18 protein-coding genes are annotated in these 19,457 nt (G+C 47.1%); 12 read left to right on the forward strand and 6 right to left on the reverse strand.

The features are described from left to right. The first annotated feature begins 16 nt into the window (after positions 1-16). The 3 genes from gatA to gatB are packed head-to-tail and all read left to right on the forward strand — an operon-like array spanning position 17 to position 3,537. Entirely contained in the window at positions 17-1,468 is a 1,452-nt protein-coding gene (gene gatA / locus V3O24_RS15495) for an Asp-tRNA(Asn)/Glu-tRNA(Gln) amidotransferase subunit GatA (protein WP_331307919.1), read from the forward strand. Between the two features lie 12 nt (positions 1,469-1,480). Next, complete coding sequence (locus V3O24_RS15500) at positions 1,481-2,086, forward strand: Uma2 family endonuclease (protein WP_331307920.1); 606 nt, start codon at positions 1,481-1,483, stop codon at positions 2,084-2,086. A gap of 14 nt (positions 2,087-2,100) precedes the next feature. Continuing rightward, on the forward strand, positions 2,101-3,537 hold the full coding sequence (gatB, locus tag V3O24_RS15505; protein WP_331307921.1) for an Asp-tRNA(Asn)/Glu-tRNA(Gln) amidotransferase subunit GatB: 1,437 nt from the start codon (positions 2,101-2,103) through the stop codon (positions 3,535-3,537). A 193-nt stretch (positions 3,538-3,730) separates the two neighbouring features. On the opposite strand, the gene V3O24_RS15510 is transcribed toward gatB, so the two are convergent. After that, positions 3,731-4,186 (reverse strand): tetratricopeptide repeat protein, encoded by a 456-nt coding sequence (locus V3O24_RS15510; RefSeq protein WP_104422871.1) that lies wholly within the window; start codon positions 4,184-4,186, stop codon positions 3,731-3,733. 310 nt (positions 4,187-4,496) lie between these two features. Between V3O24_RS15510 and V3O24_RS15515 the strand changes: the two genes are divergently transcribed. Next, positions 4,497-4,952, forward strand: a complete 456-nt coding sequence (locus V3O24_RS15515; RefSeq protein WP_331307922.1) for a prepilin-type N-terminal cleavage/methylation domain-containing protein — start codon at positions 4,497-4,499, stop codon at positions 4,950-4,952. A 211-nt stretch (positions 4,953-5,163) separates the two neighbouring features. After that, positions 5,164-6,825 carry a tetratricopeptide repeat protein gene (locus V3O24_RS15520; RefSeq protein ID WP_331307923.1) on the forward strand — a complete coding sequence of 554 codons (1,662 nt, stop codon included), beginning with the start codon at positions 5,164-5,166 and terminating at the stop codon, positions 6,823-6,825. Positions 6,826-6,882: 57 nt separating this feature from the next. On the opposite strand, the gene V3O24_RS15525 is transcribed toward V3O24_RS15520, so the two are convergent. The 3 genes from V3O24_RS15525 to lexA form a co-directional block, all read right to left on the reverse strand. Next, positions 6,883-7,647, reverse strand: coding sequence for an inositol monophosphatase family protein (locus V3O24_RS15525; protein ID WP_331307924.1), 765 nt, complete (start codon positions 7,645-7,647; stop codon positions 6,883-6,885). Positions 7,648-8,174: 527 nt separating this feature from the next. Continuing rightward, on the reverse strand, positions 8,175-8,327 hold the full coding sequence (locus V3O24_RS15530; protein ID WP_181049837.1) for a hypothetical protein: 153 nt from the start codon (positions 8,325-8,327) through the stop codon (positions 8,175-8,177). 10 nt (positions 8,328-8,337) lie between these two features. Beyond that, positions 8,338-8,973 carry a transcriptional repressor LexA gene (lexA, locus tag V3O24_RS15535; RefSeq protein ID WP_104422867.1) on the reverse strand — a complete coding sequence of 212 codons (636 nt, stop codon included), beginning with the start codon at positions 8,971-8,973 and terminating at the stop codon, positions 8,338-8,340. 173 nt (positions 8,974-9,146) lie between these two features. Between lexA and dhaL the strand changes: the two genes are divergently transcribed. After that, on the forward strand, positions 9,147-9,821 hold the full coding sequence (dhaL, locus tag V3O24_RS15540) for a dihydroxyacetone kinase subunit DhaL (RefSeq protein WP_104422866.1): 675 nt from the start codon (positions 9,147-9,149) through the stop codon (positions 9,819-9,821). On the opposite strand, the gene dhaK is transcribed toward dhaL, so the two are convergent. Together dhaK and V3O24_RS15550 are read right to left on the reverse strand one after the other, a co-directional pair. Further along, complete coding sequence (gene dhaK / locus V3O24_RS15545) at positions 9,804-10,793, reverse strand: dihydroxyacetone kinase subunit DhaK (RefSeq protein WP_104422865.1); 990 nt, start codon at positions 10,791-10,793, stop codon at positions 9,804-9,806. The genes dhaL and dhaK overlap by 18 nt on opposite strands. A gap of 132 nt (positions 10,794-10,925) precedes the next feature. Beyond that, positions 10,926-11,753 carry an HAD-IIA family hydrolase gene (locus V3O24_RS15550; protein WP_104422864.1) on the reverse strand — a complete coding sequence of 276 codons (828 nt, stop codon included), beginning with the start codon at positions 11,751-11,753 and terminating at the stop codon, positions 10,926-10,928. Between the two features lie 505 nt (positions 11,754-12,258). Between V3O24_RS15550 and hxlA the strand changes: the two genes are divergently transcribed. The 6 genes from hxlA (at position 12,259) to V3O24_RS15580 (ending at position 18,908) form a co-directional block, all read left to right on the forward strand. Continuing rightward, positions 12,259-12,900, forward strand: coding sequence for a 3-hexulose-6-phosphate synthase (gene hxlA / locus V3O24_RS15555; protein WP_104422863.1), 642 nt, complete (start codon positions 12,259-12,261; stop codon positions 12,898-12,900). Positions 12,901-12,902: 2 nt separating this feature from the next. Next, a complete protein-coding gene (hxlB, locus tag V3O24_RS15560) occupies positions 12,903-13,436 on the forward strand; it encodes a 6-phospho-3-hexuloisomerase (protein ID WP_104422862.1) in 534 nt (177 codons plus the stop codon). Between the two features lie 132 nt (positions 13,437-13,568). Then, on the forward strand, positions 13,569-15,554 hold the full coding sequence (gene tkt, locus V3O24_RS15565; RefSeq protein WP_331307925.1) for a transketolase: 1,986 nt from the start codon (positions 13,569-13,571) through the stop codon (positions 15,552-15,554). A 141-nt stretch (positions 15,555-15,695) separates the two neighbouring features. Continuing rightward, complete coding sequence (locus V3O24_RS15570; RefSeq protein ID WP_104422860.1) at positions 15,696-16,382, forward strand: hypothetical protein; 687 nt, start codon at positions 15,696-15,698, stop codon at positions 16,380-16,382. 3 nt (positions 16,383-16,385) lie between these two features. Further along, entirely contained in the window at positions 16,386-17,525 is a 1,140-nt protein-coding gene (locus V3O24_RS15575; RefSeq protein WP_331307926.1) for a hypothetical protein, read from the forward strand. 396 nt (positions 17,526-17,921) lie between these two features. Beyond that, the gene (locus V3O24_RS15580) at positions 17,922-18,908 is read left to right on the forward strand and encodes a transaldolase (protein WP_331307927.1); all 987 of its coding nucleotides are present in this window, start codon (positions 17,922-17,924) and stop codon (positions 18,906-18,908) included. Positions 18,909-19,457 lie beyond the last annotated feature (549 nt).

Below are 19,457 nucleotides of genomic sequence, written 5' to 3' on the forward strand. Positions count from 1 at the left end.
GGGAAGAGTAACAACTATGCATAACAAAACAATTGCAGAATTAGCCAAGGGCCTGCGTTCCGGTGAGTTTTCCAGCCTGGAATTGACCTCTGCTTTTTTGGACAGGATCAAGCAACACAGCTCGCTTAACGCTTATATCACCGTCACTGAAGATCTGGCCTTGCAGCAAGCCAAAGCAGCCGACGCCAGATTGGCGAAGAGCGATGGGGAACTGCTGACCGGCATTCCGGTTGCGCAAAAAGACATTTTTTGCACCGAGGGCGTTAAAACCACCTGCGGTTCGAGAATGCTGGATAATTTTATTGCACCCTACAATGCGACGGTGGTGGATAAATTCAATAACGCCGGTGCGGTGATGCTGGGCAAACTGAACATGGACGAGTTTGCGATGGGTTCATCCAACGAAACCAGTTATTACGGCGCGGTCAAAAACCCCTGGGACACTAATACAGTCCCAGGTGGTTCATCAGGCGGCTCGGCTGCGGCTGTGGCGGCGCGTCTTGCGGTTTGTGTGACAGGCACCGATACCGGAGGTTCGATACGCCAACCTGCCGCTCTTTGCGGCATTACCGGATTAAAACCCACCTACGGACGGGTATCCCGTTACGGCATGATTGCTTATGCCTCCAGTTTGGATCAGGGCGGGCCGATGACCCGTAGCGCCGAGGATGCGGCGATCATGCTGCAAACCATGGCCGGTTTCGATGAAAAAGATTCAACCAGCGTCGATGTGTCCGTACCCGATTATATGGCCGGGTTAAACAACAGGCTCGAAGGTTTGAAAATCGGTCTGCCCAAAGAATTTTTCGGCGAAGGCTTAAACAGCGATGTGGCGGCGGCGATTGAAGTCGCGGTTAACGAATACAAAAAATTGGGCGCGACAGTAACGGAAGTATCGATGCCCACTCTGGAGCTGGCCATTCCCGCTTATTATGTCATTGCGCCCGCCGAATGCTCCGCCAACCTGTCGCGTTTTGACGGTGTGCGTTTCGGCCATCGCTGCGAAAATCCGCTGGATCTAACCGATCTTTACACCCGCTCGCGCGGGGAAGGCTTCGGCAAAGAAGTCAAACGCCGCATTTTGATGGGGACTTATGCGCTGTCGGCAGGTTATTACGACGCTTATTATATTAAGGCGCAAAAAATCCGCCGCCTGATCAGCGAAGACTTCAAAAGAGCGCTGTCGGAAGTCGACGTGATTATGGGGCCGGTCACGCCATCCACCGCGTTCGGCATCGGCGAGAAAATCGGCAACCCGATTGAAATGTATTTGTCCGATATTTACACGATTGCGATTAATCTTGCCGGCTTGCCGGCTATGTCGGTTCCCGCCGGGTTTGCCGGGGGCAAACCCGTGGGCTTGCAGATTATCGGCAATTATTTTGCCGAAGACCGGCTGTTGAATATTGCCCATCAGTATCAGCAAGTCACCGATTGGCATCAACAAACGCCAAAAGGTTTTGAATAAGGAGAAGCAGACATGACCAAAATCACAGAGCTCTCGCAATTGGATTTAAACGCCACCTACAGTTATGCCGATTATTTGACTTGGCAGCTGGAGGAAACGGTCGAGCTGATCAAGGGCAAGATCATGGCGATGTCGCCAGCGCCGAACCTGAAGCACCAGAGGATTTCGCGCAATATGTTACGGCCTATCGATAATTATTTAAGGCATAAAACCTGCGAAGCCTTTCATGCCCCCTTTGACGTCAAACTTTACAACAGTAAAAAATCGAAACTGGCCGACCAGGATGTGTACAGCGTCGTCCAGCCCGATTTATGCGTTATCTGCGACAAAGACAAGCTCACTGAACAAGGCTGCAACGGCGCGCCGGACTGGATTATCGAAGTGCTCTCGCCCGGCAACAGCACGAAAGATATGCGCCTTAAATATGATCTTTACCAGGAAAACGGCGTTACCGAGTATTGGCTGGTTTATCCCTACGAACAAGCGGTTTATCAGTTTGTACTGGATCAAGACACCGAAAAATACCAACTTTTCGCCATGCATGCCGGCGACGACTTGGCAAAACCTTATCTTTTTCCTGAGCTGCACATTGATCTAGCTGACGTTTTTGCCGAATAAAAGGAACTATCAAAATGAATTCACAATGGGAAACAGTAATCGGCTTGGAAATTCACGCCCAACTCGCTACTAAATCAAAAATCTTTTCCGGGGCTTCCACCGCTTATGGCGCCGAACCCAACACCCAAGCCTGCGCAGTCGATTTAGGCTTTCCGGGCGTATTGCCGGTATTGAATGAAGAAGCCGTGCGCATGGCTGTCGTCTTCGGTATGGCGATAGAGGCGCATATTGCGCCGTACTCCGTGTTCGCCAGGAAAAACTATTTTTACCCGGACTTGCCCAAAGGCTACCAAATCAGCCAGATGGACCTGCCTATCGTCGGTAACGGGCATTTGGATATCGACGTTGACGGCGTAACTAAACGTATCGGCATCACCCGCGCACATTTGGAGGAAGACGCGGGCAAATCGTTGCATGCGAATTTTCACGGCTTGACCGGAATCGATTTAAACCGCGCCGGTACGCCGTTGCTGGAAATCGTTTCCGAGCCGGAAATGAGTTCGGCCAAGGAAGCCGTGGCGTACATGAGGAAAATGCACGAACTGGTGCGCTATCTGGGCATTTGCGACGGCAATATGCAGGAAGGTTCGTTCCGTTGCGACGCCAACGTATCGGTACGTCCAAAAGGCCAACAAGAATTCGGCACGCGGACAGAGCTTAAAAACATCAATTCATTTAAGTTTGTCGAAAAAGCCATCAACCACGAAGTCGAGCGGCAAATAGAGCTGATAGAAAGCGGCGGCGTCGTGGTTCAGGAAACCCGGTTGTATGATTCCGACAAGGATGAAACCCGTTCGATGCGCAGCAAGGAAGAGGCCAACGATTACCGGTATTTTCCCGATCCCGACCTGTTGCCGGTGCTGATTGATGAAGACTTTAAGGCGCAGATAAAAGCCCAGTTGCCGGAATTGCCTCAGGCAAAAAAGCAGCGCTTTAAAACTGATTACAGCTTGGATGAAGAAAGCGCAACCATTCTGACTTCTTCGCGTCAACTGGCCGATTATTTCGAAGCCGTGGTTAAAGAATCGGGCTGCGAAGCGAGAATTTGCGCCAACTGGGTGACCGGCGATCTTCTGGCCGCGTTGAACAAAGCCGGTCTGGAAATTACCGATTCGCCGGTCAGTCACGAACGTCTGGCCGGGCTGTTAAAGCGCATCAGCGACGACACCATTTCCGGCAAGATCGGCAAGCAGGTGTTCGAAGAACTGTGGCAGGGTACCTCGACAGCCGACGAAATTATCGAAGCCAAAGGCTTGAAGCAAATCACCGACACCGGCGCGATAGAAGCCATTATCGATAAAATTATCGCCGACAACCAGGATCAGGTTGAGCAATACCGTAGCGGTAAGGATAAAGTCTTCGGATTTTTTGTCGGACAGGTGATGAAAGAAATGCAGGGCAAGGCAAATCCCGGCGAAGTGAATAAAATGCTTAAGGCCAAGTTGCAGTAAGCCGGTAAAAAGTCTTTTACCAAACAACCATCTATTTTAGTCGGCGGTTGTTTGGTATTCACATACCTCAGAATACCTGAAATAGAAAATCCAGTGCCGTAGTAATTTCAAACTGCCTGGATGCAAGCGATGCGATTGGCGCTTTAATCGCTCCTAATCGTAAAGTACCTGAATTGGCTTGTCTGGTGGGCTTTTAAGTCAGGCGCATCGATTGAATTTGCGTAAGCGCAATCGAATGGCCCAGCGAAGCCGCTTTGGCAATCCACATAATGGCAAGGCTGTCGTCTTTAGGTAAGCCGTTACCCTCCAAATAACAACGCCCCAGCAAGTGCATGGCGTCGGTAAAATTTTGCTTTGCCGACAATTCCAGCCAGTACACAGCGCTTTTTAATTTGTTTTTTTCTAAAAAAAGTAATGCCAAGTCATTTTGTGCTTTTGCATCGCCGGAGTCGGCGGTTTTGAGAAGTTCAATATCGTCGGCTTCAAGCGCAATGCAAATATCCTGCTTGATCGAATCGAAACAGATCATGGTTTTGTAATTGGCTCCGTTATCGGAGCACTTTACACTGCCGTCGGCGATGCGGCGTCTTATGGTGCGTTCGCTCCATTCGGTTAATGTAGAGGCTGCTTGAAGGCTGATGTGCTGCATGTTACATCCCTGGTTTCAAATGAGTGTAATGTATTGGCAAGGCTTTTGGGTCGGCATTGTTGTCGTGGCAGGGTTTTTTGACCGGCATTTTATCATGGCAGCGTTTTTTGCAGTCATTTCTATCTCGACTGGTTTGCACCGCTGGTGGGGTGTTTACAGCGTCTGTGTTCGCATGAATAGGTCTATTTACTTGATTTATATAGAATATAGGTTTGTGATGAAAAAATGAAAGCGAGCTGTCAGGAGGATTGGCATAACTTCTGCTTATGTCTAAATGTTGTTTATTTTTAATTTTAAAGAGGACTAACTGATGAATGCATTATCAATGAAAAAAGCTCAACAAGGTTTCACTTTAATCGAATTAATGATCGTTGTAGCGATCATCGGTATTTTGGCGGCTATTGCGATTCCGGCTTACCAGGATTATGTAGTCAAGGCAAAGTTAAGTAAAGTCGCCACCGCAGCCGATCCAGTCAAGCTTGCTGTTGCTGCATTTGGCCAAGAACATGGTGGTGCAATGACCGGGTTCACGGCCGACAATTGGACTTCACTCGGTTTAGCAGGAGCTCCTACAGCAACTAATGAAGTTAGCGGAATTACTGTAGCAGCAGACGGAACTGTCACTGCGACAATGCGGAACATTAAACCTACGACTATTGACGCTTTAACCGTAACATGGGCGCCCGTATTTGGTAATACAGCTGTCTCATGGACTGTTGGCGGCACCGCTACCGATTTACTCGTTCAACAGGTAATAAACAAATAATAGACCTACTCGAGTTGGGGGAGGCGCTAAAAATAGTTGCTTCTCCTTTAGCTTGACAGGGTTGTGCAACCCTGCCAATGGTAATATTAAAAAACCGCTCTGGCATATCCCTTGGGCGGTTTTTTTGTGCGTATCGGAAGCACGTCAATATCTCCCTTAATTAATCTCCCAATTTATGCGCTAATGTGTTGGGCTGATATTAGGTAACATCATGAGAACTGTCTTTTCCTTATTCGCTTTATGCTTTCCGGCCGCCTTGCTTTACAGCCAGTTTTTTGGGAACCCCGTCGTCTTTGATGACATTCATTTTTTCGATGGCTCGGTACACGAGCAATATCTGGGCAAGGTATTCAGTTTTGATTTGCGCTGGTTGCCATACGCTACCCTTGAATGGACTCGTTCACTATTCGGTTTGGAGCTAATCTGGTTTCGCCTGGGTAATTTGGTTTTGCATCTTGCCGCGACTATTACCCTGTTTCTATTTCTGCGCCGGTTGTTTGAACAGGTTCTTCCCTATAATGACGAAAACAGTGGGACTTTGTCGCCGCACTGGCTGGCGTTTTTTGGCGTCTTGATCTTTGCGTTGCACCCGATCTCCGTTTATGCGACCGCCTATTTAATCCAACGTTCCACTCTGATGGCGACGTTGTTCGCCTTATTAACCTGGCGTTTGTTTCTTGAGGGTTTGATCAGAGACAACTACCGCTGGCTGCTGGCTTCAACCGTCACTTATTTTTTGGCTGTATTCTCTAAAGAGCATGCGATTATGACGCCTGCGGTAACGATAGCCCTGTTGTTGCTGGTTAACAACCAGCCTATCCGTCAACGATTGATGCTGATTTGGCCGACTTTCATGCTCTATGGTTTGATTGGCGGATTCGTAGTTCTTCAGATCAAGTCGGCACATATTTTGGGTCAGGCTTATGAGCCCATAGCGGCAAATTATATATCCCTGCTGGGGCCGGATTTTAATACGCGTCTTGCCTACCCCTTGTCAATACTGACACAGAGCTTCTTGTTTTTTAAATATCTGTGGGTATGGATTGCACCAAGTTCGTCCGGGATGTCTGTCGATATGCCGCAGGCCTTTGCTGAGGGTTTTTGGTCATGGCCGCAGACTGCCGGTCTGATTGGATTTATAGTTTATCCCATCATTGCAATCCGACTGCTGCTGCAAAAAGGGTTAAAAGGCTTGCTGGGTTTTGCGTTGCTTTGCCCGTGGTTATTATTTGCGACAGAGCTTTCAACGATCAGGATTCAGGAGTCTTTTGTGCTTTATCGCAGTTATCTGTGGATGGCGGGTGCTTTCGCCTCGTTGCCTTTTTTGTGTCAAAAATTAAGCGCAAAACAGGCGGCTATCACACTGACTTTTGTCGCATTGCTGATGATGCCCTTATCTTGGCTGCGATTGATGACTTTTTCTCACCCCTTGTTACTTTGGGATGATGCGGCTCGACAGGTCGAAAATAGTGAAGGAAAACGCCTGGGCATCGATAGAATTTTCTATAATCGAGGTAAAGAATTAATCGGGGTAGAGCACTATGCCGAAGCGATAGGCGATTTAAGCAAGGTAATCGAGCTAAACGGTCTTTATATTGGATATGCTTATCAGAACCGCGGTGCGGCCTATTTGGGCGATCGACAGTATCTGTTGGCTCTAAACGATTTTAACAAGGCAATCGAGCTGGTTCCGACGAATAAAGCGAAACTTTATCTGGGTAAGGCACATACCTTGGAAGGTCTTAATGATTCGACTGCCGCCATGCAAGCCTATAAACAAGCTTGTTCGCTGGGGCTGCAAAGCGCCTGTCAAAAAACCGGGCAGCCTGCGGTTCCGGGCAAGACGTTAAGCGAGTACCTTTTACAGCCATAGGCAAAAGGCACTTTTTGGGGAATGGAATGTGTTTTCCTAAAGCTGTAAATAAAGTTTTTACATCAGCGGAAGTATCTGGTTAAGAATCTTCCCGTTGGTTGCCAGGATATTTTTCGGAAAGAGTCCTTTATTACCTTGAAAGTCGGTAATCGTAGCGCCTGCTTCCTCTGCAATCAATGCGCCGGCGGCAACGTCATACAGGTTTAGTTCCTGCTCCCAAAACGCATCAACTTGACCATCCGCAACCAGGCACAGGTCGATTGCCGCAGAACCGAAACGGCGCTGCCCGGTTGTTATCTCGGCGATCCGGCAGAAGCGCTGAAGATTGTTTTCTTTTAAGTAAGAGCGCAAGCAGGCGAACCCGGTCGCGATCATTGCGTCGGCAAGGTTGTTTTCGTTGGATACGGTAATGGGCTGGCCGTTTTTCCAGGCTCCTTTGCCTTTTTCGGCGGCATAGTAATCATCCAGTGCGGGCGCATAGACGGCCCCGAAAACTAGCTCCTGATCGATTTCCAGTGCGACGCTGATGCCCCAAAAATACTGGCCTCTCGAGAATGAATGCGTTCCATCAATCGGGTCGACGATCCAGCGGCTGGTTTGATTGGCGCTTTGCCCGCTTTCTTCGCCCCAGAAACCGAATTGCGGGTAATGCTTGGCCAGGGCTTCTTGTAAAAAAGCTTCAACAGCGACGTCGGCAGCGGTGACCAGGTCGCGGGGACTTTTTTTAGTCACTTCTAAATTCTTCAGGTCTTTAAAATGAGTCATGGCGATCGATCCGGCTTCACGGATCACGTTTTCAACAACGGCAAGCGAAATGGGCATTTATAGTAACCTTGCAGGTAAGGGGGAGGTGGCGTTTGATAGGAGCAGGGTATAACCGGCTCAACGCTGTGAATGGTTTTGTGCGCCAGAAAGTCGGTCATCTAAATCAGGTATGTTCTGGATAAGGCAATTAAATGGAGCGCACTGTTATTTCCGCGCGAACCATATCTTTTGTCGATGATTTTTTCAAGGCATATTAGCCAAACGGATGAATAAAAGCGGTAATGCAACAGGCTGCTTGGTAGTTGTCTGTTGTAAAAGCCGAGGTTAATAGCTCTGCGCCATTAAGTTAAGGTTCCGGCAGGGAATACCGGAATTTACGGCCTTATAAATCGCAGCAGTGGCTGGATGCCGGTGCAAATTTACCGCTGGCAGATTTGCATTAACCCGGTGGGCTTCAGCCGGGATAATTCGAGGCGGCCTGTCAGAACACCCGGCATGGCAAACTCAACTTAATGGGGCTGAGTTTGGTTGCCATGCCGGGGGAATATGCTGTTTCATAGCAGCGATTGGTTTATTCAGGGTTCTTATATACGAACAAGAAAGATAATAATGACCACAAACAACAGGGTCGTTGCAAATTCCTCGATTCGTTCAGCGAACGGCGGTTTGCCGTCCCCCATAATCAGTTCAACTCGATTGGTCACTTGGTCGCGCATGTGTATTCGTTGTTGCAACATGATATTTCTCCTAATGATTTTTAGTATAACTGCGCATTTGGCCTACTAATACGCCTTGAATTTCAACTTGCTCTGGGTTGTAGTGCATCGCTTCCATCGCTGAGTTAGCGGGGATAAGTAATGTTTCGTGGGGGTATTGCTCAATAAATTTCAGCGTGGCCTCGGCTTTGTTGATCAAGGCCACCACAATTTCACCATTACGGGCATAGCTGCGTTGTTCAATGATCACCCAGTCGCCATCATAGATGCCTTGCTCAATCATTGAGTCGCCCTTCACTTTAAGGATATAGCAGGGCTTTTGCGTTTTCAGCTGCTCAGGAATAGCCATATAAGTGATATTTTCGACGGCTTCGATCGGTTTTCCGGCGGCAATAATGCCGACAAACGGCAGCGAGCTTTGATCGTCGGAATGATTGATCATTTCTTTTGCGTAGTTCGTCAGGCGAATACCGCGCTGTTTGCGTTCGGGAGCTTCGATCAGGTTTTCGTTAATCAAGGCCTTAATATGGTTATGCAAGGAGCCGCGAGACTTTAAGCCCATGCACGCACAAAGCTCTTCCAGCGTTGGCGGATGGGGAAACTTATCCTGATTTTGCAATAAGAAATCGAAGACTTCTTGTTGCTTTCTAGTGAGTGATTTAATCATAGTCTGTTCTTTGTTTGTTTTTAAAAAATATAGCACGAGAACAAATAAAGAACAAGGAAGAATTGAAGCTATCTTTTTAGCTTAACTAACTGATGGTGTGCAGCTTGGGGTATGATTGGCGCTAAGGGGGATTAAAGATTACCCAGATTACTTTTTTTGAATTGGAGGATGCCATGCAATTTGTTCCTGCACTATTACCCCGCCTGATTCAGGCAATTGATAATGTAATCGAAGCAAACGCCGAAGAAGTGACTGCGTTGGATCAGGCTATCGGCGATGGCGATCATGTGACTAATCTACAGCGCGGAATCAAGGCGCTGACAGCTCAAAGCGATGAATTGGCGGCTCAGCTTGATTGGGCGGCGACCTGGCAGAAAATCGGTATGACTATGATGACGGCGGTGGGCGGTGCATCAGGTTCTTTATACGGTACGCTGTTTGTTGCGATGAGCAAGGCGGCTCGCGAACGGCCTGTCGTGAGCGGAGTCGAACGGGCTTTGGATTTGCAAACTTTTGCAGAGATATTCAGTAGCGGTGTGGATGCGGTAAAGCTGCGAGGCAAGGCGGATGCAGGCGAGAAAACAATGTTGGATGTGTTGATTCCTGTGGCGGCAAGTTTGCGGCAGGCTGCAACCGATTCTGTGGCGTTATCTGACGTTCTGAAAAATGTTGTGCAGGCGGCGATAACAGGAATGGAGTCTACCCGGGACATGGTGGCCACCAAAGGCCGCGCTTCTTTTCTGGAGGAGCGCAGCCGAGGGCATATCGATGCGGGCGCTAAAACCAGTCAGTTAATGATTTGCGCGCTGGTCGGTGTGTTGACAGAAAATTTAACAACCCCATCGTAAGGTTGCAGTATGGACGGGGGCGTCCCACAGGCGGAGCAGTTCATCATCAAGCAAGCTCAGGGTGATAGAGCAGCCCGCCATATCGAGTGAAGTGGTGTAGTTGCCGACCAGGGAGCGGCAGATGTTAACGCCGCGTTTTTCCCAGAACCGGGATGCCAATTCATAAATCAGGTGCAATTCCATCAAAGGCGTCGCACCGAAACCGTTTATATGCAACAACGCCGATTGGCCCTTTTGCGGTTTCAGATCGTCATCAATACTGCCTGCCAGGTAGTCGACAATTTCGGTAGCGCTGCTCATGGCTCTGCGCTCGCGTCCGCGCTCGCCGTGAATGCCTACGCCCATTTCTATTTCGTTGTCGCCGATGTCGAAAGTGGGCTTGCCCAGTGCGGGGACGGTGCAGCTGCTTAATGCCACACCCATTGATGCTGTGACAAGGTTGACCCTATCGCCTAATGCCTTGCAGGTAGCTAAGTCCGCCCCCGATTCCGCCGCCGCGCCGACGATTTTTTCAACAATCAGGGTGCCTGCAACGCCGCGCCGTCCTGTGCTATGGGTTTTGGGGAAGGAGACGTCGTCGCTGACCAATAGGGTTTCGTGCGGACAATCCAGCATTTCAGCCGCGATTTCGAAATTCATCACATCGCCTGCATAGTTTTTGACGATGAATAAAACGCCGCCGCCGTTTTCTACGGCTTGTGCAGCCGCCAGCATTTGATCGGGAGTGGGGGAGGTGAATATTTGACCAGGGCAGGCGGCGTCGAGCATACCCGAACCGACAAAGCCTGTATGCAAAGGCTCATGGCCTGAGCCGCCGCCGGAAATCAGTGCAACTTTGCCGGGTGCTGTGGGTTTTATGCGCTTGACGAAATGAGGTTGGGCGTTGAATTGAATTATATCTGCATGGGCTTTGGCAAAACCTGAAAGGCTCTCGTCAAGCAGGGTATCAATGTTATTGATGAGTTTTTTCATTAAAGCGGCTCCGGGTTGTTTTCATAATGGCGACAGTGAGTCTGATTGCGTAGTAAAGGCAATATGGCCGTCAAGGCATATATTTATAGTGGTGTTTATGCCTATTGCCTGCATCCATGTAGGCAAGAATAGTTAGTTTTGCAAGGCTTGTGTCACGGCGCGGATGTCCGGCATAACCCAGGTGGGGCGGTAATCCGATGTCTTAAAATCTTCTTCGGTGGATACGCCCGATAAAACCATAAGGCTGCGTATGCCGGTGCGAACGGCGCCAAGAATGTCGGTTTCCAGCCGGTCACCGATAGCGACTGTTTGAGCAGGGTCAACGCCCAGCAATGCGAGGGCTTGCTGATAGATGATGGGCTCGGGTTTGCCGATGATGGTTGGCGTTACGCCGGTGGCGGCCGTTAATGCGGCCAGAATTGCGCCGTTGCCGTGGGTGAGACCGCGTTCTGTGGGTAACGTGGTATCGGCATTGGTGCCAATGAATTTGGCGCCGGCGCGAATATTCAGCGTAGCGGTTGCCAGTTTGTCCCATGACAAGTTTTTATCCATGCCGCAGACAACAATATCAGCCCCCATGTCGGGATTGTCTTTGTCGTCATTCAATTCATAGAGATCGGTCAGGGTAAAGCCGCGTTCAATAAGCGGTTGCCTGGCGCCGTCTTCGCCGATTACAAATACGCGGCTTTCTGCGGGATTGTTATGTTCGCTCAGGTACAGTGCTGTCGCCATGCTGGAGGTCAGGATTTCATTGTGGGTAACTTCCACGCCCATCTGCGCCAGTTTGATTACATACTGTTCTTGAGTCAGCCGGGCGTTGTTGGTCGCCAAAATAAAGCGGATTTGTTGATTGCGCAGGGTTTGAAAAAAGTCAGTCAATCCGGGCATCGGTTGATCGCCATGCCATAAAACGCCATCCATATCGATAATGAGTGCGCGAATATTGGTAAAAGGTTCCATCAGGTTGTTTCTCTCTAATAATTGGTTTTTGTTTGAAGCTTGACATAAAGCGCTTGATTTTGTCCAGGCTCGCATCATAACGGCTGGAAATCGGATCAGTAGTGCGAGTTATGCGATATTTATAGATGATGTTAGCTGTAGGCTGATTGCTGGCATGTCGAAATACTTGCAATTAATCATGCTCTTATCTACGGTTCTGCGGTGGTATGGGTGGGTTTCGGGGTAAAGAATCTCTCATATTGATGAGTCCGGGTTTAAGGGGTATTCTACCGGGCTGAATGAGATAATTATGAAGGGCAAGTTGACTTGATCTCAGGCATATAAATTTAAAGCCCATAACATTCCGTTTGTATCTTTCGTTCATCCGGCTGTTATTCATGCGCCAACGTAGAACATTGGGCATTGGGCATTGACATCGATCCCCTTTCTACTTTAAAGTTACGTTCGCATAAAGAGTAAGTAACTAAAATTATAACTATTACTATAACCCATCGGAGCACGCATCATGGCAAAACCATTAATACAAATGGCATTAGATTCATTAGATTTCGACCAAACAGTAGGCCTTGCTACCTTAGTAGCTCCTTACGTTGATATCTTTGAAATCGGAACTCCATGCATTAAATATAACGGCCTTAATCTGGTTAAAGAATTAAGAGCAAGATTCCCCGAGAAACTGCTTTTGGTTGACCTTAAAACTATGGACGCAGGCGAATACGAAGCAACACCTTTCTATGCAGCAGGTGCTGATATTTGTACAGTTCTAGGCGTATCCGGCCTTGCAACTTGTGCAGGTGTTATCAAAGCAGCAAATGCATACGGTGCAGAAGCCCAAATCGATTTAATTAATGTTGAAGACAAAGTGGCATGCGCACGCGCAACTGCTGAAATGGGTGCTCATATCATGGGTATTCACACAGGTCTGGACGCGCAAGCAGCAGGTCATACACCTTTCGCTGATTTGAACGACATCGCAAGGTTAGGCTTAAACGTCAGAATTTCTGTTGCCGGTGGCATTAAGCCGTCAACTGTACAAGATGTAGTTCGCGCAGGCGCAAACATCATCGTTGTTGGCGCTGCAATCTATGGCGCGGCTTCACCTGCTGATGCAGCGCGTGAAATTCGCGAATTGGTTGACGCGGTATAATTATGCATCAGCAACTTATCATAGAAAAGATTTCAGGTGTTCTTGAAGCTACAGATGATACCTATGATGTAAAGTTGACCCAATTGCTTGATAGCGCCAAGCGCATATTTATCGCAGGTGCTGGGCGTTCCAAGCTTGTTGGAAATTTCTTTGCAATGAGACTGGTTCATGGCGGTTACGATGTCAGCGTCGTCGGTGAAATTGTCACGCCTAGCATTAAAAACGGTGACTTGTTGATCATTATTTCCGGTTCTGGAGAGACTGAGCAGCTAATAGCATTCACTAAAAGTGCAAAAAAAATAGGTGCTAAGATAGTCTTAATATCTGCAAAAAACAGTTCGACCATTGGCGACTTGGCAGATGCGGTATTTCAAATCGGTAACGCGGAGCAGTATGGTAAGGTGTTAGGAATGCCTATGGGGACTGTGTTTGAACTATCTACCTTGTTTTTCTTGGAAGCAACCATTTCTCATATTATTCATGAAAAGGGAATTCCAGAAGAAATCATGAGAGAAAGGCACGCTAATTTAGAATAGCGGCACAGGAACGAGTGGTTATGACCACTCGTTCTAATCCTTGTGGGTAACCGCCGAAAGAACATTTCGTGGCAGAGTCGAATAGACTAAAAAGTCACCATTTAGTAATCTAATAATAGTAAGGAGAAGAATATGACTTCGCGTCGAGAATTAGCGAACGCCATACGCGCTTTGAGCATGGATGCCGTGCAGAAAGCAAACTCTGGACATCCAGGCGCACCTATGGGCATGGCGGACATTGCCGAGGTTTTATGGAATGATCACCTGCGCCACAATCCGTCCAACCCAAAGTGGTCAGATCGTGACCGTTTTGTACTTTCCAACGGTCACGGATCAATGCTGATTTATTCGTTATTGCATCTGAGTGGCTATGATTTGCCCATGAGTGAATTAGCCACTTTCCGTCAACTACATTCAAAATGTGCGGGACACCCTGAATACGGTTATGCGCCAGGTGTTGAAACAACGACTGGTCCGTTAGGACAGGGCATTGCCAATGGTGTTGGTTTTGCGATGGCTGAAAAACTGCTTGCAGACCAATTCAATCGACCAGGTCATAAAATTGTTGATCACCATACCTATGTGTTCATGGGTGATGGCTGTTTGATGGAAGGTATTTCTCACGAGGCCTGTTCATTAGCAGGTACTTGGGGTTTAGGCAATCTAATCGCTTTCTGGGATGACAACGGTATTTCTATTGATGGTCATATTGAAGGCTGGTATACGGACGATACGGCAAAACGTTTTGAGGCGTATGGCTGGCATGTTCAGTCAGTAGATGGGCATAATCCAGAAGAGATTAATAAGGCAATTGCCACGGCTAAAGCGGTAACTGATATGCCTTCATTGATCTGCTGCAAAACAACTATTGGTTTTGGTTCGCCAAACAAAGCAGGTACCCATGAATGTCATGGTGCGGCTTTAGGCGAAGCAGAAATTAATCTGACCAAAGCGGCCCTGGGTTGGGATCATGGTCCGTTTGAGATTCCTGCCTCGGTTTATGCAGGCTGGGATGCTAAAGCAAAAGGTGCGAGAACCGAAGCGGCATGGGATGCTAAATTCGCAGCTTACGCGGCGGAGTATCCAGTATTAGCAGCAGAATTCAAACGTCGTATGGCTGGTGATCTACCGGCTAATTGGAAGACTGCGACTGACGCATTGATTGCTGAAACCAACGCAAAAGCAGAAAATCTTGCCACACGTCAATCATCACAAAAAGTAATTGGTGGATTAGCTCCTACTTTGCCTGAATTTTTAGGTGGATCTGCGGACTTAACAGGCTCTAACTTAACCAGTTGCAGCAGCTTCAAACATGTCAGCGGTAAAGAGCCAGGTAATTACATATCCTACGGTGTGCGTGAGTTCGGTATGTACACTATTATGAATGGTATGGCGTTACATGGTGGCTTATTACCGTACGGCGGAACATTCCACATGTTCTCCGATTATGCAAAAAGTGCTTTGCGTATGTCAGCGTTAATGAAAATTCGCACTATTGCTGTTTTAACCCATGATTCTATTGGGCAAGGCGAAGACGGTCCAACACATCAGCCGATTGAGAACACTTCTGCTATGCGTTACATCCCAAATATGGATGTCTGGCGGCCTGCCGATACCACGGAAACGGCCGTTTCTTGGGTCATGGCGGTTGAACGTATGACAGGGCCTACAAGCTTGGTGTTAAGTCGACAAGGATTACCTTTCATAGCGCGTACTGATGATCAAATCGCAGCTATCCGCAAAGGGGCTTATGTCATTTCTGAAGCGGCGGGTAAAGCCCAGGTTATCCTGATTGCAACCGGTTCAGAAGTCGACTTAGCGATAAAATCGCAAGCAGCCTTAGCAGAAAAAGGAATTCAAGCGCGTGTTGTTTCGATGCCTTCAACAAATGTATTTGACCGTCAAGATCAAGCTTATAAAGACAGCATATTAACACCCGGTGTGAAACGTGTTGCGATTGAAGCAGGTATTACTGATTTTTGGCGTAAATATGTTGGCTTAGATGGCGCAGTTGTCGGTATTGATACTTTCGGCGAATCTGCACCGGGCGGCGTATTGATGAAGCACTTCGGCTTTACTGTTGAAAACGTTGTTAAAAACGTAGAAGCGGTACTTTAATTTTAAAAGCCATATCTGTGTTGGTTGTTACTCATTGAGTAGACTTAGAAATGATTGAATTGAGTGCTAATTCATCGATAAGTCAAAGGTACAACGCAGATATGGCTATTCCAAAAACAATGCAGAGAGGGGGATACACGCGTGAAAATAAATAATTTGACGAATGGTTTAGTTGCTACGCTGTTATTAGCCAGTCCTATCGTAGGAGCGGAAACGGAATATCCGGCAGCAGATTTCAAACCAAAAGTGATTTACCAAGATCCGGCATACAGCCAAACCAAGTCTACGCCTGCGCCTGCGGCGGCAGTTAAGGAAGAAACATCGGCTGAGTCCGATTCAAAATATCCGGCGGCGGACTTTGAACCCAAAGTCCTATATAAGGATGCAGGCTATAAGCCAAGTCAGCTTCCGGAAACATCGCCTATAACCGAACGCGCTACAGCAGCGGATTCAACAGCAGTAAGCGCGCCGTTAAAAGCCGAACAAGACTCCAAGATGAGTTACCTGTTGGGCTTGGTTGTTTTTGCAGTGGTTGGATATATCTTCCTAGGAAAACGCGAGAAAAAAGCTACAGTTAGCCATTCTCCAGTTTATTCTGGACATGTTAGCGGGCTTTCAGGGGTTGCTCGATACTTGAGAAAGCATAATATGATTGCCGCCACTGGCGTTGCAAGATATTTGGAAAGCCAAGTCGTGGTTGAAAAAGAAACAGCGGCTGCGGCTGTAAGTGGAGTTGAAAAGTATCTGGAGAAGCAGGCTACATCTGCAAAAGAAAAAGCAGAACAAGCGGGAACTGGAGTTGAAAAGTACATGCGCAACCGGGGGTGATAAGTGGATCAAAATTACTTGATCGATTTAGTGTCTGGGTTATTTGGGAACAAAAAGAAAAATGAGTCCCTGCCCAGTGCCCGCGTGTATATTAGTGATTCTAGTGGACTTACTGGGGTTGCTAGGTATTTGAAAAGCCAAGAAATTGTGCCGGTGTTAAGCGGAGTTGCTAGATATCTGAAAAACATGGAAGAGTTGTCACCAGCAAATGTAGTTGCTGGTGACTTAGATAGTCAGGAAATAGCACAGGGAGGTGTGTTGGAAGCAATAGCAAATGAAGTTGATCAGAATCTTGAAACACAGGAAGAAGTTGTATCCCCGAGCAGTGTTGCCAGATATTTGGCTAGACTGGAACAGTTTCCTGTAAGCACTGTGGCCAAGTACATGGCGAGACAGGCTATACTCGCAAAAAAAGCGCCGAAAATAAGCGGTGTTGCCAAGTATATGGCTAAACATACGGATGTTACCAACAAAACGCCCTTGACAAGCGGCGTTGCTAAGTATTTGGAAAGTAAAGATAAAATGCCGGGCATGAGCGGTGTTTCTAAGTATTTAATTAAGCGATCTATATCTGCCAAAAGCACAGCCGCAACTGGTGTTGCTAAATACTTGGAAGACGAATCTATCGCGGCGAGAAAAGCTGCTGCTGCTGAAATAGTCGCCAGATACTTGGAAGAACAGCGCATAGTCGCTATAGAGCAAGAAAAAGAAAAAGAAAAACAGCGATTGTTAGCTATAGAAAAAGAGATGGAAAAAGCAAAGGAAAGGGAAGCTGCCGCTGCCGCAGCAACTGGTGTGGCTAGATATTTGGAAGAGCAAGCAATTTTGGCGAATAAAAAACCACCGGTAAGCGGTGTTTCAAAGTATGTGGCAAAACAAATTTTATCTAGAAAAGAAGTCCCTGTTTTAAGTAGCGTTGAAAAGTACATTGCAAACCAAGAAAGAAATGCAAAAGCGGTGCCGATTGTGAGTCGAGTTGCCAAGTATGTTGAAAGAGAAGCAATGGCGGCAAGAAAAATGCCTAAAGCAAGCGGGGTTGCAAAATATCTGGAAAGACAGTCTGTATTACCGATTGCAAGTGGTGTCTCTAAATATATGGTCAGACAAATAATTGCTGCAAGAGCAAATCAGGAAAAGGTGTAGTTGAGCGTTCTCGGTAAAGTGTTGGTGTCTTGGTCAAGCGTGACTCGGCAGGTTTGCAACTAAAATAGTCATTCAGGGTTGTGTTCAAGCGCTAGTTATAATTTATCTACCGGGTTCCGATAATGTTGTACGGATGGATTCGCTGGCGGCATCGATAATTAGCTCCAAAATGAGATGAATTCAATTTTGAAGCTCTGCGAAAATTACTCATTAAAAATAAAAGTTCACCTCAAATTGGGCATGGTATTGATGTTTCCATTTTGATGGTGAACTCTTGTCACTACGGTATAATCCCGCCCTGTAATTATATTGGATGACATGCGTCTATATTCTGAATGTATTGAATATGACGAGTGTATGTTCTGTTTTTTAATTTTAAAATAAAAGGAGCCCCTAATGGCCAAGACTTTACTCGAACAATTGAGAGAAATGACGGTGGTTGTAGCCGATACTGGTGATATTCAGGCTATTGAAACTTTCAAACCACGCGATGCGACAACTAATCCTTCGTTGATTACAGCGGCTGCTCAAATGCCGCAGTATCAAGGAATCGTCGACGACACATTGAAAGGTGCAAGAGAGACTTTGGGTAAAGATGCATCTGCTGCGCAAGTAGCTACCCTCGCTTTTGAACGCCTAGCCGTTTCTTTTGGAAAGAAGATCCTTGAAGTCATTCCAGGGCGGGTTTCAACTGAGGTAGATGCTCGACTTTCATACGACACCGATGCCAGCGTCCGCGTTGGCCGTGAATTGATCGCTATGTACGAAGCCTTAGGAGTCTCGCGCGAACGCGTTCTAATCAAAATTGCTGCGACTTGGGAAGGTATACAGGCTGCTGCAGTTCTTGAAAAGGAAGGCATTCATACCAACCTGACTTTATTATTTGGCCTGCATCAAGCGATTGCTTGTGCGGAGAACGGAATTACCCTGATTTCACCCTTTGTTGGCCGTATCCTGGATTGGTACAAAAAAGATACCGGACGGGATTCTTATGCGCCTGCTGAAGATCCAGGTGTCCTGTCAGTCACAGAAGTTTATAACTACTACAAAAAATTCGGCTATAAAACCGAAGTTATGGGAGCTAGCTTCCGTAATATTGGCGAGATTGTTGAGTTAGCGGGTTGTGATTTATTGACTATTGCCCCATCCCTATTGGCTGAACTTCAGTCTACCGAAGGCAATTTGGAGCGTAAGCTGGATCCTAAAGACGCGGCTAACGCTTCAATTGAAAAACTGACTATTGATAAGGCGACTTTCGATAGAATGCATGCTGAAAATCGTATGGCTTCTGAGAAACTTGCAGAAGGTATTGATGGATTTACCAAGGCGTTAGAGTCGTTAGAAGAATTTCTCGCAGCACGCTTGGCGAGTTTGGAAGGGTAAAACGCATTTTAAATGCGGAGATGATTGTCCGTATTTAAGTATCAGAGCAAGGCGGCATGCTAATCTTGTTACGACATGTTACATGCTGCTTTTTTCTAAAAAATTAAAAACTTGCCTATTCATAGAGGTACAAACGCCGACAGTACCCCGTTATGCTGGAAAAGACTTTATATTTAACAAAATAAATGATGAATTGTTGGTAGACGTATAGGCCTAAGGTTTTATCAACGATGTTCATGCGTAGATGATTGATTATTCGATAGTCTGCCGGATTATCTGCAAACAAATTTCCCAAGTATCGGATAGGTACGATTCTCGAACATAATATTAAAACCGGTTAAGAGTGTTTCCAGTTCTTTAGTGCGGTAACATCGTTCATTCTCGGCTGATATTCTTCAGCGTCAAGTAAAACAACTCTAGCGCTTCCTCATCGCTGGGAAACACTGCCTTTTCCGCTTCGGCTGCGTCATTAGACGATGGAGGAATTTCCATTCAGTTTGATTTTGGCTTCTTCAATCTTGTTAAGCTGTGGCTGTCTCCTGCTAAATA

The organism is Methylobacter sp. Wu8 (genome assembly GCF_036440755.1).
Lineage (GTDB): Bacteria > Pseudomonadota > Gammaproteobacteria > Methylococcales > Methylomonadaceae > Methylobacter_A > Methylobacter_A tundripaludum_A.

Excerpts from the sequence above, each read along its gene's own strand:
- V3O24_RS15510 (WP_104422871.1), bottom strand. The coding sequence starts at position 4,186 with ATGCAGCACATCAGCCTTCAAGCAGCCTCTACATTAACCGAATGGAGC.
- V3O24_RS15525 (WP_331307924.1), bottom strand. The coding sequence starts at position 7,647 with ATGCCCATTTCGCTTGCCGTTGTTGAAAACGTGATCCGTGAAGCCGGA.
- V3O24_RS15515 (WP_331307922.1), top strand. The coding sequence starts at position 4,497 with ATGAATGCATTATCAATGAAAAAAGCTCAACAAGGTTTCACTTTAATC.
- hxlA (WP_104422863.1), top strand. The coding sequence starts at position 12,259 with ATGGCAAAACCATTAATACAAATGGCATTAGATTCATTAGATTTCGAC.
- dhaK (WP_104422865.1), bottom strand. The coding sequence starts at position 10,793 with ATGAAAAAACTCATCAATAACATTGATACCCTGCTTGACGAGAGCCTT.
- V3O24_RS15580 (WP_331307927.1), top strand. The coding sequence starts at position 17,922 with ATGGCCAAGACTTTACTCGAACAATTGAGAGAAATGACGGTGGTTGTA.
- V3O24_RS15550 (WP_104422864.1), bottom strand. The coding sequence starts at position 11,753 with ATGGAACCTTTTACCAATATTCGCGCACTCATTATCGATATGGATGGC.
- V3O24_RS15500 (WP_331307920.1), top strand. The coding sequence starts at position 1,481 with ATGACCAAAATCACAGAGCTCTCGCAATTGGATTTAAACGCCACCTAC.
- hxlB (WP_104422862.1), top strand. The coding sequence starts at position 12,903 with ATGCATCAGCAACTTATCATAGAAAAGATTTCAGGTGTTCTTGAAGCT.
- gatB (WP_331307921.1), top strand. The coding sequence starts at position 2,101 with ATGAATTCACAATGGGAAACAGTAATCGGCTTGGAAATTCACGCCCAA.
- V3O24_RS15530 (WP_181049837.1), bottom strand. The coding sequence starts at position 8,327 with ATGTTGCAACAACGAATACACATGCGCGACCAAGTGACCAATCGAGTT.
- gatA (WP_331307919.1), top strand. The coding sequence starts at position 17 with ATGCATAACAAAACAATTGCAGAATTAGCCAAGGGCCTGCGTTCCGGT.
- tkt (WP_331307925.1), top strand. The coding sequence starts at position 13,569 with ATGACTTCGCGTCGAGAATTAGCGAACGCCATACGCGCTTTGAGCATG.
- V3O24_RS15520 (WP_331307923.1), top strand. The coding sequence starts at position 5,164 with ATGAGAACTGTCTTTTCCTTATTCGCTTTATGCTTTCCGGCCGCCTTG.
- lexA (WP_104422867.1), bottom strand. The coding sequence starts at position 8,973 with ATGATTAAATCACTCACTAGAAAGCAACAAGAAGTCTTCGATTTCTTA.
- dhaL (WP_104422866.1), top strand. The coding sequence starts at position 9,147 with ATGCAATTTGTTCCTGCACTATTACCCCGCCTGATTCAGGCAATTGAT.